Annotated in this window: 16 protein-coding genes and 1 pseudogene; 12 read left to right on the top strand and 5 right to left on the bottom strand. The window is 40.7% G+C overall.

The window, feature by feature from the left end; all coding sequences use genetic code 11:
* Positions 1-51: 51 nt before the first annotated feature.
* From G9F50_RS13040 to G9F50_RS13000, 9 genes and pseudogenes are all read left to right on the top strand, one after another.
* A complete protein-coding gene (locus G9F50_RS13040; protein WP_069448649.1) occupies positions 52-1,980 on the top strand; it encodes a T7SS effector LXG polymorphic toxin in 1,929 nt (642 codons plus the stop codon).
* 21 nt (positions 1,981-2,001) lie between these two features.
* Positions 2,002-2,475, top strand: coding sequence for an SMI1/KNR4 family protein (locus G9F50_RS13035; protein ID WP_069448650.1), 474 nt, complete (start codon positions 2,002-2,004; stop codon positions 2,473-2,475).
* A gap of 337 nt (positions 2,476-2,812) precedes the next feature.
* Positions 2,813-3,217 carry a hypothetical protein gene (locus G9F50_RS13030; protein ID WP_045507172.1) on the top strand — a complete coding sequence of 135 codons (405 nt, stop codon included), beginning with the start codon at positions 2,813-2,815 and terminating at the stop codon, positions 3,215-3,217.
* Between the two features lie 716 nt (positions 3,218-3,933).
* Complete coding sequence (locus tag G9F50_RS13025; protein ID WP_165406556.1) at positions 3,934-4,098, top strand: hypothetical protein; 165 nt, start codon at positions 3,934-3,936, stop codon at positions 4,096-4,098.
* A gap of 345 nt (positions 4,099-4,443) precedes the next feature.
* Entirely contained in the window at positions 4,444-5,265 is an 822-nt protein-coding gene (locus G9F50_RS13020) for a TIR domain-containing protein (protein ID WP_045507169.1), read from the top strand.
* Positions 5,266-5,648: 383 nt separating this feature from the next.
* Positions 5,649-5,813, top strand: a pseudogene (locus G9F50_RS13015) (competence protein); the annotation flags it as partial.
* A gap of 145 nt (positions 5,814-5,958) precedes the next feature.
* On the top strand, positions 5,959-6,327 hold the full coding sequence (locus G9F50_RS13010) for an iron chaperone (protein WP_045207079.1): 369 nt from the start codon (positions 5,959-5,961) through the stop codon (positions 6,325-6,327).
* 26 nt (positions 6,328-6,353) lie between these two features.
* A complete protein-coding gene (locus tag G9F50_RS13005; protein ID WP_165406557.1) occupies positions 6,354-6,725 on the top strand; it encodes an iron chaperone in 372 nt (123 codons plus the stop codon).
* Between the two features lie 122 nt (positions 6,726-6,847).
* Complete coding sequence (locus G9F50_RS13000; protein WP_060562117.1) at positions 6,848-7,357, top strand: MepB family protein; 510 nt, start codon at positions 6,848-6,850, stop codon at positions 7,355-7,357.
* A gap of 228 nt (positions 7,358-7,585) precedes the next feature.
* Here the strand turns inward: G9F50_RS13000 and G9F50_RS12995 are convergent, their stop codons facing one another.
* Positions 7,586-8,296, bottom strand: a complete 711-nt coding sequence (locus G9F50_RS12995) for a YrpD family protein (protein WP_003155170.1) — start codon at positions 8,294-8,296, stop codon at positions 7,586-7,588.
* Positions 8,297-8,491: 195 nt separating this feature from the next.
* Here G9F50_RS12995 and G9F50_RS12990 point away from each other — a divergent pair, with 195 nt between their 5' ends.
* A complete protein-coding gene (locus G9F50_RS12990; protein WP_003155168.1) occupies positions 8,492-8,761 on the top strand; it encodes an excalibur calcium-binding domain-containing protein in 270 nt (89 codons plus the stop codon).
* Positions 8,762-8,793: 32 nt separating this feature from the next.
* On the opposite strand, the gene G9F50_RS12985 is transcribed toward G9F50_RS12990, so the two are convergent.
* The 4 genes from G9F50_RS12985 to G9F50_RS12970 form a co-directional block, all read right to left on the bottom strand.
* The gene (locus G9F50_RS12985) at positions 8,794-9,111 is read right to left on the bottom strand and encodes a YbjQ family protein (RefSeq protein WP_003155166.1); all 318 of its coding nucleotides are present in this window, start codon (positions 9,109-9,111) and stop codon (positions 8,794-8,796) included.
* 40 nt (positions 9,112-9,151) lie between these two features.
* Positions 9,152-10,621 carry a sodium:solute symporter family protein gene (locus G9F50_RS12980; protein ID WP_060562118.1) on the bottom strand — a complete coding sequence of 490 codons (1,470 nt, stop codon included), beginning with the start codon at positions 10,619-10,621 and terminating at the stop codon, positions 9,152-9,154.
* A complete protein-coding gene (locus G9F50_RS12975; RefSeq protein WP_003155162.1) occupies positions 10,618-10,818 on the bottom strand; it encodes a DUF3311 domain-containing protein in 201 nt (66 codons plus the stop codon). Before G9F50_RS12975 ends, G9F50_RS12980 begins: the two co-directional genes overlap by 4 nt.
* 120 nt (positions 10,819-10,938) lie before the next feature.
* The gene (locus G9F50_RS12970; RefSeq protein ID WP_060562119.1) at positions 10,939-11,298 is read right to left on the bottom strand and encodes a YhjD family protein; all 360 of its coding nucleotides are present in this window, start codon (positions 11,296-11,298) and stop codon (positions 10,939-10,941) included.
* A gap of 152 nt (positions 11,299-11,450) precedes the next feature.
* On the opposite strand from G9F50_RS12970, the gene G9F50_RS12965 reads away from it, so the two are divergent.
* Both G9F50_RS12965 and lepB read left to right on the top strand, forming a co-directional pair.
* Positions 11,451-12,077 (top strand): TVP38/TMEM64 family protein, encoded by a 627-nt coding sequence (locus G9F50_RS12965; protein ID WP_060562120.1) that lies wholly within the window; start codon positions 11,451-11,453, stop codon positions 12,075-12,077.
* Positions 12,074-12,589: a signal peptidase I gene (lepB, locus tag G9F50_RS12960; protein ID WP_060562121.1), complete on the top strand. Its 516-nt coding sequence runs from the start codon at positions 12,074-12,076 to the stop codon at positions 12,587-12,589. The genes G9F50_RS12965 and lepB overlap by 4 nt, the downstream gene beginning before the upstream one ends.
* Positions 12,590-12,698: the final 109 nt, after the last annotated feature.

Raw genomic sequence — 12,698 nt, 5'->3', positions numbered from 1 at the left:
CTTTTAGTTTTTTTATCTTCAATGTTTATTAAATTAAGGGAGAGTTTTTTTATGAAAATCCTTGATGCACAATCGCTTATTACGTCCTCACAACAACGCTCCAAAGAATATCAACAACTTCGTGAAGAACTATCCGATTTAAAGAAATCATTAGAAGATGTGTCTAATCTGGGTGATGATTTCACTGGCCGAGGCGCAGATAACATTAAAGCTTTTTTTAACGATTTAGCATTGTACACCGAAACTTATATGAACTTCACTGAGATGCAGATCGTCTTTTTCAATAGTATTGAAGGAAAGCTGGAAGATATGGGGCTTGCCGGTGGTACATTTGTTGATGAACATTTTGTCGAAAATCAATTAGAACAGGGAATCAAAAACAGTCGTATTATTATTGACGAACAACAGCAGGAGCTTTCCGGAATATTTGCTGGTATTAGCGACATTATTCATTTAACACCGTTTTCAAGTGAGCCAGTTAATGATCGACTTAATGATGCTGACAAAATCCGAAGAGAAACAATAGACGCTGTTTATAAATTGGATCATGAACTAGTGATGGAATATGCCAAATCTGAACCTATTGAGCAGCATATCAAATCTTTCTATTCTGCATTGATGGCTGCTACAGGAAGAGGAAAATCAGCACTACCGATGTATTATGATGCGAATAAGTTTCATGAATCAGAAGTATATAAAGCACATAAACATATTGATGCAGAAGTGAAAACATATTTACGCATTAAAAAGGAAGAAGCAGAGAAACGTAGAATCAAAGAGTTAAAGGCTAAATTGGACAAGCCAGGGGATTTATCAGTAGATGATTATATCGACATTGCAACTGAAGTCGGTTATGAAAATCTGACGTCTGATCAAAAACTTTACTATGGACAACTACTTCAAGCAAAGTCACAACAGGAATTAGGAAATCAGGTCTGGAACGTTACAAAAGGAGTAGGGGTTGGGCTTTACGATGTAGGGAAGGATTTTGTCACTGGCATCTACGATTTGGTGGTCAATCCAGCAGGTACGATTGAAGCTGTTGTAACGGCCGTCATCCATCCTGTTGATACATACAATATGATTGCAAAATCCATATCCGACTCGTATGAGCGAGATATGGTAAATGGAGATTCATATTCTAGAGCACATTGGGTTTCTTATGCTGTAGGGACTGTTGTAACTTCAATATTTGGAACAAAAGGTGCTGGATCTATAACCAAAACAGGAGTAGCGACTACAAAGGTAGCAGTAAAAACTAGTGTGACCAAGGCCGGACAAACGGTTAAAGACATATCTTTAGCAGAGTGGCTTCCTTATGCCTCAAAACATCAGTTAGCAGGTGCAGGAATAGGAAAGGTCCCTTATAATGCGGTTGACGGCTTAGGTTTAAAAGACAAATTGATGATGATGGCTAAAAGTGCTAATACTGGTGTAAAAGTTACTAAAAAGCCCGCGCATAGACTTAAAAAAGCTGACTTAGCGAAAAAAGTAGACACAAAAAATATTGAAGAATTTATTAGTGGAAATAAACATTTTGATGATGTAGTAGACGACTATGCACAATTATATAAAGAAACAGTAAACTCTAATAAACCATGGTCGTGGGATGATACAATCTTAGGTGGAGAAAATTTAACAGGAAAGCAGAAGAAATTGATAAAAGAAAAAGCACTTACAAATCAGTTAATCCCAAATATAAAAGTAACAAAAGTAGAGGGGATGCCATTTGGGTTTGCTGATTTCAAAGGTGCTGGAGTTGTAGAAAAGACAATTCCGTTGCCAAAAGAATTGTGGCATGCTTCTGATAAGGTGCAATTTGATTATTTAGATAAGGCAATTGGTGGTCACAGAGATGGCATGACTTGGCATCACACTGAATTTCCTGGGATAATGGAGTTAGTCCCATTTGGCATTCATAATGTTACAATACATAATGGAGGCAGAACGAAAGGGATGTGGGCAGATGCACCAAGATAAAAATTTTGGAGGTAACGACTTATGAATATGAAGGAAAATTCAATTATAAATCCACTTCCAACAGACGAGCTGCTGGATGAAAAAGAAAGAAAATGGAGAATAACCTTACCTCAAAGTTATAAAACCTTTATTAAACAAAATAGTGGAGGAATACCTTTAGAAAGCCAATTTTTATGTAATGGGCATAACTATGCCATTGATAGGTTTCTATGTATTTTAAAAATCACAGGTGAAAGTGAACTTGAGTGGTACGATATAGGGGCTACCATGTCACAGTTAGATGAGAGAATAATCGATGACGAGGATTTAGTTGGAGTTGAGATCTTGCCAATTGCCGTACTATTTGCCGGTGATTTTGTTTGTTTGGACTATAGATCAAACAAAGATGAACCATCAGTGTGCGTTTGGAGTCATGAAGAATCAGGTGAATTTGCTCCTGTAACTTATCAGGTAGCAGACAACTTTGAAGAGTTTTTGAATCTGTTAATTAAATAGGAAAATGTTTTCTTTATAGTTATATCATTTATGAAAGATCCTAATTTTTATTAGGATCTTTTCTTCTTTTCGGATACTTTGTTTAAGAGCAGTTAATGCTGCATCGCTAAATTCCATTTTGTTAAGAAAGTAAACCCCAGATTCCAAATTGGGTTTTTAAATATTCAATTGCGAATTATGCTTAAGTTTTCAGACACTGAAGGAGGAGAATAGGAAGCCTGCGAAGAATATTTTATACAAACAATTACATTAGTAGTAAAATTATACTCTTGGGATTAGGGCGTAATTTCTTCTGTTTTTGATAAGGTGTTGATTAATTATTCGGGAGGGTACATTCATGGTCAAAGTTAAATCATATGAAATCAATGGGAATTTTCCAATAATGAAAGAGTTTATCGATTTGACAATTGAAGAAGGAAGTCTGACAGGAACACATTTATTAGTACGTAAAACAATAGCCGAAATGGGTGGGAAGTTGAAAAAAATTGTTCACCAAAGGGGCGCAACGGATATAAAATATAAGACATATTTCTTTGCAGAGAATTTGAATATGCTGATCAAAGGATACCTTGGAACAGGATCTGATAATAGTGAAGCGAGAGCATTTAAAAAGCTTCTAGAGGATTTTATGGATCATGATTGTGCTAAACAACTAACTCTTCAAGAAGGCTCTGAAAAACGTCATATCGAGATTGATTTTCTAGATGAAAAATGGGCAGCTGAAAAGGTAGAGTTTAATTAATACTAAAGTAATTGGAGATACTCTTAGAAGATTTGTAATGCATTACAAATCTTTTTGACAAAAGATATGCGCTATCGTATAATGAATTAAGAATTGAGTATTTGTAAGAGTACAGAATCCTGGATTGGCATTTAAATGTTAAATATAAGGATCAATTCATTTAGATTTTATTGGTTGAATTGTGTTAAAGATACTCTGACAGCAAGTAAAAGTCGATTTATGAATTGAATATTTGCTATTAAACAAAACCATTGAAATAATTTCGGCATAAGTAATACAAATAATTATAAAGTTATTTAGAATAAAAATAAAATAACTAGTAGTTATTAAGAGTAAAAATAAAATAACTGTATAAAAAAAGACGCAGCAACTAGTGCTACGTCCCAAACTCATTTTCTAAATTGAATTTTAATCCCCTCTTTAGAAATCATAATATGAGATAATCTCTTGGATATTCTCTCGAAGAATTCCAGAAATAACTTCATATATACACCACCTTTATGTATCTCTGTATTCTAGTGCATTAGAATACAGAGATACATAAATACTATCACTTATTTAAATATCTTACAAGTCTGACATGGATAGAAAATATCTATGTCTTTTTTATTTTAAAAGAAATTTGAAATGAAACCCGAACAAAACTGGGTTTAAATTAACTTGCTTTGGCTATAATTAGGCTGTTAATGTTTTATTCATTTTACGGAGGTGTCAGTTTGTCAAAAGCAGTGTATATTGGATCAACACCTAAAGATATGACTAGAGAAGCCAATGAAAATGCGTTAGAGGAAATTTCAATAAAATCAAAGGAAATTCAGAACCGCTTAATGAAGATGAAGAATAAAATGAAAAATAAAGAAATATATGATGCGGAGTCCTGATAAATCAATCGGGGCTTTTATTTGTGAACGGAAAAAGCAACTAGTTTACTTGAAATGATTTTTTTGTCTGAATTCGCTTTCTACTCAGGAAAATGATGATATAATTTTCCATGGAAGGTAATGGGGTTAAAGAGTTGAGAGGCGTAATCCTAACGATAGCGGGTATAATTACAATTTCAAGAATAGTGGAATTTTATTTTTAATAATACGAAGTTAGACCTTTTACGAAGCGAAAGCTTTGAGGTTGCTTCTAGAGTTAATTAACCTCTATCAAAAGTCAGATTGGTTATTAATATTTCCGATCTGTTTTTTGTATATACTAATTTTGATGGGAGTTAGAGCAAAGTGTACAAACATGTGATGATTGAGAGATATGGAGAAAATAGTCGGATATTTGAATACGATAAATGTGAAGAAGAGGTTTTAAGCTCAGTATTAATACCGTATTTTAAAAAAGAAAGAATTCATTTTAATGGATATTTTATTGAGGTTGAAAACATAGCAAGGATACTAATAAAGGAAACACAAAAGAAGATTCAGGAAATAGTAGACTGGGAAAATGACTATAATAGACCGGAAGGACTTTTTATTTTTATGGGTAAGGACAACATCTTCTTGGGTGACAAGCACTGTAGCGATATTACTAAGGAAATGTTTTTGAAAGCAGAGAGACAATTAGAGATAAATATTGCTGAGGAACGGAAGGTGTCTGAAAAAGACAATACTAAAGTGTTTATTGTTCATGGTCATGATGAGGCTGCTTTGAGTAAAGCTAAATCATTTATTAGAGAGTTAGAGCTGCAACCCGTTGTTTTGAGGGATACTGCGAACGAAGGCCTAACAATAATTGAAAAGATTGAAAAAAATGCCGATGTTGGATATGGGATTGTTTTATATACAGCGTGTGATGTAGGTGCAAAAAAAGGTCTAGAAGATAATCTAAACGATAGAGCTAGACAGAATGTGGTTTTTGAGCATGGGTATCTAATAGGTAGATTAGGAAGATCCCGTATTGCTGCCCTTGTTAAAGGGGAGATTGAAACACCTAATGATATTTCAGGAGTAGTATACATAGCAATGGATGAACATGATGGATGGAAGATCAGAATAATTAAAGAGTTAAAAAGCGCGGGATATAATGTGAACATTGAGACCCTATTTAATTAAGCTCATAAAGATCAGACTTTTTAGAAGCTCTCTTCGGAGAGCTTTTTTTGGTTGGGAAAACTATATAACATGGTTGTTAGGATTTGTTTACTATATAGACGAGAACTTTTTAAGTAAGACGTTAAGTTATCCGAATTGCGGAGACCATTTATTTGATTTATCATTTGGATTTAGGTAGCTCGTCTTAGCTTAGATACGAACTCTTCCGATAATCGTCTGCGAATACCCTTTTACAAATCCCTGTATAATTATCGTTGAAAATGTTTCGTCAGTATAATAATCATTTTCGAATCTCTATTGGATTTTCTTTGTCCAAGTTATTTGTGCAACAACAGGATTGATCCCTTGTGGGAGTAAGGGAATTGCTAGATGCTAAGAGTTTTAATATAAAAAATCAGGTTTACAGAACCGCCTATCTCAGAACCACTTTTCAGGACAGGATGGGCAGTCATATCCCGAAGCGGCAGGAATTCATGCTGTATCCGAAAGAAGAGCGGACAAGAATGATCTACGACTTTATTTTGCGGGAGCTGGGGGAGAGATATTAGAGAAAGCTGTGATGTGAAGGGACGGGTCCTCTCCTTTTGGGGAGGGCTTTTTTCGATTTGCATGCCCGGGCAGAGTTGTATCGTGTCCGTCTGTTGGCTATGATGATGTAAAGAGTAATGATATTTCATTTTAGGAGAGATGGGCATGGATGTGTTTGCAAAATATGTATCAGGAATCGATAACCCGGATCACCGTCTCAAAGCAGAGGAAATTTTGTCGTGGACGGCTGACCAATTTCCGAACTTAGAAGCGCAGATCAAGTGGAACAAACCGACATTTACCGATCACGGCACCTATATCATTATGTTTGCCGCGGCAAAAAATCATTTGAGCATTTTACCTGAAAAAGAGACGATGGAGCATTTTGCCGATGACATCGCTCAAGCCGGGTACAGCGCTTCTTCGCGCCTGTTCAGAATTCGATGGACTGATCCGGTGCACTATGATCTGCTTAAGAAGATCATCGAATTTAACATCAAGGAAAAAGCTGAAAATCCGGGGTTTTGGCGCTAGCGGACGTGATGTTGAAGGAGGAAGACATGGACGTACTCAAAGACTATTTATCAAGTATCGACAGCCCTGATCATCGTCTGCGAATGGAGGAAATCCTCTCGTGGACGGCTGGCCAATTTCCGAACTTAGAAGCGCAGATCAAGTGGAACACGCCGATGTTTACCGATCACGGCACCTTTATTATCGGCTTTGCGGCAGCAAAGCATCATGTAAGTGTTTCCCCCGAAGAAGCTGGAATTGCGCATTTTGCCGATGACATTGCCTGTGCCGGCTACAGCGCTACTTCCCGTTTGTTCAGAATTCAATGGACTGAACCGGTGCATTATGAGCTGCTTGAACGCGTGATTCAATTCAATATTCAGGATAAGGCGGACTGCTCAGCATTTTGGCGGAAATAATGAAAGAAATGTTAAAAAAACAACCCTGAGGAGGGCTGTTTTTTTATTGGAAACACATGATCAGCCCATTTTAATCAAGAAGCAATGGATGACGTACTATAAAAAATAAGGAGTACGAAGCAGTGAATGAATTTTATAAGGCGTTAACATATGTAAATAAAATTTTTTATGAACCAAATCACTTAACGATACATGATATTCAAGAAGAAGCTCAAAACTCAGAGTATGGGGCCGGTATGTTTCAACTGCATTCAAAGTCAGTTCGATTCAGAGTCGCAAAAATAACGTCTAACAAGATAGGACAGTTTGTTGCTTTTTGGGAAAAAGATGGAGATGGTAAAAACCAAGCCTTTTCATATGAAAAAGCTGCTGATTTATTGGTTATCAATACTTTTGCCAGTAATCATCATTTTGGACAATTTGTTTTTCCAAAAGAAGTTCTTGTAAAGCAAAATATCCTTAAAACAGCCGCTACAAAAGGAAAAATGGCAATTAGAGTTTACCCTGAATGGGAAAATCCCACTAGCAAACAAGCTATCGAAACACAAAAATGGCAGTTGGCATATTTTGTTGAGGCGAACGATGCAGATCGTTTTCCAGCACAAGACCTGTTAAAGCTATATTCTAACTAAAATTGGACAGCCCTGAGCCGGCTGACAGTATGTGAAGTTAACCGGTGCGTGAGTTGGAGAATAACGGGGAACCTCAACAAATGAGGTTCCTCTAATTGTTATATAGAAATCGACATTTTGAATGTAACAGAGTTTGTTTATTAAACGTAATCCGAAAAATAAGGGATTTGCGTATCCCGCAGACCCTCACGAAACGCACGATGACAGAAATCGTGCGTCCAAAATTCTTTATTTGACGACAGACATGCTGACGCTGCTGCCTGACACTGTCAATTTGGCAAAATCCTGTGTATCAATCACAGGGGTGACTGCTTTATTGTCGATCGTGATGTTCGTAAAGGCTGTTGAGAAGTTTGATTTGATGTAAGGGCGCTGATCCTCTGATGTGACCGCAACGGTGGCGAGCGCTTTCCATTTTGAGACAGAGCCTACATTTGTTTGGGCGAGTTCTGAGATGATGCGGCCGGTGTATCCGTCATTATTCGTGCCCCAATATGTGGCGCGGGTATTGCCGTTCAGATTTTTGTAAATGGTCAGCTGTACGGTGCTGCCGGGCCGGAAGCCTTTCGTATAGGTGAATTGGCTTTCTCCTTCCAGATACCGGACCTGGCCTTGTCCCTTTGAACCGACTTTCATGATCGGTTTCCATACATGATAGGTGTCACTGTACTGAAGCCCGATATCAGCCTCTGTGCCTCCGGTAAATCCTGAGTAAATATAGGCTGTCCCATTTGACACCTGAATCGAGCTTGGAAGCTGAATTTTCGTGACGAGAACTGAGCCCGTGCTGTTCAGATAGGCCCTTCCGCCGATTCCTTTACTGAGCTGGGACGCCGCTTCCGCCGTATTTGGACTGATCACCCCCGGAATATCCGCCGTACATGCGCCGAATAGAACGGCTGTAGTGAGAACACCCGCAACAAGCCCTTTTTTCATCATCATTTCTCCTCCTATCATCATAGTCAGATAGCGCTATCAATTCATATTATAAAAGGTTTTGGGAAAAATTCCATAAAAGATATACGGGCGGACATAAATTAAAACTATTTTCCTATTTATCTTGTAAATGGAGATTATTTGAACTATGATATGTTCAGCCATACAGCATGATTCAGGAAAGGGGATAGGATAGAAATGAAAAAGACGGCAGCTGTGCTTTTGTCTTTCGGCCTGGTGTTCGGTTGTTCATACGGAGCGGGGCAGACGGCAGAAGCGAAAACAAAGGTAAAAACGTATCAAAACTGCAAGGCGCTGAATAAGGTGTATAAGGGCGGCGTGGCCAAATCGTCGAAAGTGAAAAACAAGGGCGGCAGAACAAAGTACAAGCCGTATGTATCAAAAGCGCTTTATAATGCAAATAAAAGACTTGACCGGGATAAAGACTATATCGCATGTGAGAAATAAAAAAACAAGCCTCTTTAAAGAGGCTTGTTTTTTTAAATGGATTCGGCGGTGACGGCGGTTCCGTATCCGATTAATTCGGATGTGTTCTGTCCAGCGGTCAGTTCGAACCGCAGGCCGACGATGGCGTTCGCTCCGAGCTGCTCCGCCTCTCTGATCAGCCGCTCTTTCACCGCTTTTTTGGAGTCTTCCAGCATTTCGGTATAGCTTTTTAATTCGCCGCCGACGACAGATTTTAAGCCTGCAAGCAAGTCTTTTCCGATGTGACGGGACTGGACGATACTGCTTGTCACTAAGCCTTTTACTTCCGTAATCTGTTTTCCGGCGACGGTTTCGGTCGTTGTCATGATCATGCGGCTTTCCCCCTTCATGTGTCTTACCGCTATTTTATCATTAAGCCGCCTTTTCGGCTGCGCTGATTTGTTTTTTTCTGACTGCGGCGCTGACTGGAAACATGACGGCAATGTTCAGAACCAGCGCGATGATGCCTGTATTCATATCCTTAACGATCTGCGGAAGAAACGGAAAGAGGGTTCCGACGGTTGATTCGGTCAGCGTAATGAAGGCCACCGTTCCGACCCCGGCCGTTATGCCGGCAAAAGCGCCGTGGCTTGTGATGAAACGCCGCTTCGGCAGGCTGAATAAGAGGGCGGGGAAAAGCTGGGTGACAAGGCTGTAGCCCATTAAAAGCAAGGTGACGATGGTATTTCCGCCTTTCAGCGTAAAATATACGGATATCAGCGCGATGACGGGTACGGCGTATTTTGCGAGCCGTGAGACTTTTTCGTCAGTCGTGCCGGGCAGAATGGCTTTGTACACATTTTTGGCGAACAGCGTGCTTGAGGCCATGAGTATCATTGAACCGGGTACTAGCGCCGTCAGAATGCCCGCCGATCCGATCAGTCCGACAAACCAGGGATCAAAGGTTTTCACAGACAGCTTTAATAAGGCGAGATCCGTGTCCGCCCCTTTTAAACCGGGCACCTGCAGAATTGCCGCAAATCCGGTAAAGATGACAAACAGCAGGACGAGCTGATAAAGAGGCATGATGATCGCGTTTTTCCGAAACACCCGCGGATGCTCCGCCGAATAGGAAGCGGCAAAGGTATGGGGCCACATATAAAAGCCGAGGGCGGTCAGCAAAACCGTTGAGCTGAACCAGGAAACGCTCTGTCCGGTTTCCGGCAGCGTGAGAAAACCGGGTTTTGCGGCGTCAATTTGTTTGAACATCTCCGTAAACCCGCCATAGTAATGAATGGGCAGATAAATGCCTAAATACAGGACGATGCCTAAAATCATGATATCTTTGACGACGGATATCCACGCTGAACCGTGGATTCCTGAAATCATCACATAAATTGTGATGGAGACAGCGCCGATCCAGACAGCGGCGGAGGGCGGAATCTGTCCGTATGACGTTGCTGAAACAATTAATCCGAGCCCTTTCAGCTGCAGGACGAGATAGGGGATGAGGGATGCGATGCCGACGAGCGATACGAGAATGCCGAGGAGCGGGCTGTTGTATTTTGAAATAAAAAAATCTGATTGCGACATCAGTTTGTGTTGTTTGGCGTAAGTCCACACGGCTGGCAGAAGCCAATATGACAAAATGTAGGCAAGGCAGCCGTACGCGATAATATAAAAGGCCGGGCCTCCTTTTCCGTAAGCCCATCCGCTTCCGCCGAGGAATGTGAAGGTCGTGTATATTTCTCCCGCCATTAATAAAAAGACAAACATCGTGCCGAAGCCGCGTCCGCCCACCGTCCATTGTTCAAGGTCCATATGTTTTCCTTTTCGGGCCCGGATTCCGAGATATACACAAAACAGGAGCACGGCGGCCATTACGGGAAATGCTGCGTTCATTCCGTCTCACCCGCCTTGTTTTCTTTGTCCAATTTGTAAACGGCGGCCATCAGAACGGAAGTCAGCACCGCCCAGATGACGACATATGCGAGAATGAAAGGCATTCCGAAAACATAAGGCGTCACCCGGTTGGCAAATGGAATGCCGGCGAGAATTCCGAAAAAGGGCAGGGCGGCGAGAACATGAATCAGTTTCATAACATTCCTCCTTTTCATTGAAAACAGCGTGTCCCGATTATAAAGAAAATCATGTCGAATGTATAGTGTGAATAGTCTGAAATTTATTAACTGAAAAGGGAAAGCAGTCCCGGCTGCTTTTTAAATGGTCGCAAGAGACAGATAATATTCTAATAAGACGGTTACCTGTTCCCTTATTCTTGGGTTGAAATAACGGTGTTTTTCTTCATAGCCGTTAATGGTGCATATATAAAGCGTAAATGCTTCGTCTCTTTCCGCTTCGTATATTTTAATTTTACGCTTTCTTAACTCTTTTCGAACATCACTCAAATCCTTTTGTGCTAATTTTAAAGAGCAGCTGATAAGCTGTTTATAGGGTTGTTTTAATTTGAACGGGCACGAATCAAGCGCTTCGAGGTCCCGGTTCAGGATGGCAGCCGCCATGGGCAGAAACAGCCCTTTTTCGATGAGATCGCGGGTGCCGCTCCGGATGTCAGGCATAAATACTCCTTCTTTCTTAAAAAAGGGAACGTTTGTTCTTATTTTATACTCGCTTACACGATATTTCAAGTCGGAAAATCTCGTAAACATTTTCGTTTTTTGGAGATAATGTGTAGAATAAGGATAGACAAACTCGTTAAGGAGTATAAACGTTGGAGCAATTTTTATCATATTTGACTGAGGAACGGCTGACGGAATGGTTCCAAAGCTATAGAGCTTTCGGCCCGGCGGCTGCGGTTGCACTGCCTTTTATTGAAGCGTTTCTTCCGTTTTTGCCGCTCGTTGTATTTGTGGTGGCGAATACGAATGCATTTGGTTTGTGGGAAGGTTTTTTTCTGTCATGGCTCGGGTCTGCGGCAGGATCGATGCTGATGTTTTATGCCGTCCGCCGTTTCGGACAGAAAAGAGCTTTCGGTTTCATCCGCAGGCATCAGACCATAAGGCGGATGATGCTCTGGGTTGAGCGGCACGGTTTCGGTCCGCTGTTTATTTTGCTTTGCTTCCCCTTTACGCCGTCCGCTGCGGTTCATATCGTTGCCGGTCTGTCACGGGTGGGGGCGCTGCAGTTTATATCAGCAGCCGCTATGGGGAAAATGGTCATGATCTTTATGATCAGCTTTATCGGATATGATCTACACGCACTCATGACACAGCCTTTCAGAATGGCGGGCGCCATAATGGTGATCGCGGTGCTGTGGTATGCCGGAAAGCATATCGAACGGCGTTTACAGACGAGAATCAGTCAGCATGAGAAAGACGGAGGGAGACAGGAATCTTGAAAAAACGATTTTGGTTTATAGCCGGCGTGCTTATCGTTGTTTTGGCCATACAATTAAAGAATGCCATTTTTATTGATTATAAAGTCGAAGGAATCAGCATGAATCCGACCTTTAAACAAGGAAATGAGCTGATGGTCAACAAGTTTTCCCATCGTTACAAAACGATCCGCCGTTTCGATATTGTCCTGTTTAAAGGCCCGCACCGCAAAGTGCTGATCAAACGTGTCATCGGGCTCCCCGGTGAGTCAATCGCATACAGGGAGGATCAGCTGTATGTGAATGGAAAACGGGTGGCGGAACCGTTTTTAAAACCGTTAAAGTCATCATTGTCCGCCGGGAGCCATGTGACCGGTGATTATACGCTGAAGGAAACGACCGGGCGCAAAAGCATACCGAAGGGACAATACTTTGTTATTGGCGACAACCGCATATACAGCCTCGACAGCCGTCATTTCGGCCCGATTAAGGATAAAGACATTGTCGGAGTCATCAATGAATCAGACGCCAAGTAAACGGCGTCTTTTTTTTCGGAAATGATTGTAAAAAAGCAGAGGAAAGACTATAATGAAAATTGTTACGCGCGAAACAAAAAAGGAGGCGTTTTATTTTTTGGTGATTTTG

Origin of the sequence: Bacillus sp. EKM206B, assembly GCF_011066015.1 — a bacterium.
GTDB lineage: Bacteria > Bacillota > Bacilli > Bacillales > Bacillaceae > Bacillus > Bacillus velezensis.
This window is presented reverse-complemented; position numbering and strand designations above follow the sequence as displayed.

Coding starts and splice junctions, on each gene's coding strand:
- G9F50_RS13040 (WP_069448649.1), top strand. CDS start 52: ATGAAAATCCTTGATGCACAATCGCTTATTACGTCCTCACAACAACGC.
- G9F50_RS13035 (WP_069448650.1), top strand. CDS start 2,002: ATGAATATGAAGGAAAATTCAATTATAAATCCACTTCCAACAGACGAG.
- G9F50_RS13030 (WP_045507172.1), top strand. CDS start 2,813: ATGGTCAAAGTTAAATCATATGAAATCAATGGGAATTTTCCAATAATG.
- G9F50_RS13010 (WP_045207079.1), top strand. CDS start 5,959: ATGGATGTGTTTGCAAAATATGTATCAGGAATCGATAACCCGGATCAC.
- G9F50_RS13005 (WP_165406557.1), top strand. CDS start 6,354: ATGGACGTACTCAAAGACTATTTATCAAGTATCGACAGCCCTGATCAT.
- G9F50_RS12995 (WP_003155170.1), bottom strand. CDS start 8,296: ATGATGAAAAAAGGGCTTGTTGCGGGTGTTCTCACTACAGCCGTTCTA.
- G9F50_RS12990 (WP_003155168.1), top strand. CDS start 8,492: ATGAAAAAGACGGCAGCTGTGCTTTTGTCTTTCGGCCTGGTGTTCGGT.
- G9F50_RS12985 (WP_003155166.1), bottom strand. CDS start 9,111: ATGATCATGACAACGACCGAAACCGTCGCCGGAAAACAGATTACGGAA.
- G9F50_RS12980 (WP_060562118.1), bottom strand. CDS start 10,621: ATGAACGCAGCATTTCCCGTAATGGCCGCCGTGCTCCTGTTTTGTGTA.
- G9F50_RS12975 (WP_003155162.1), bottom strand. CDS start 10,818: ATGAAACTGATTCATGTTCTCGCCGCCCTGCCCTTTTTCGGAATTCTC.
- G9F50_RS12970 (WP_060562119.1), bottom strand. CDS start 11,298: ATGCCTGACATCCGGAGCGGCACCCGCGATCTCATCGAAAAAGGGCTG.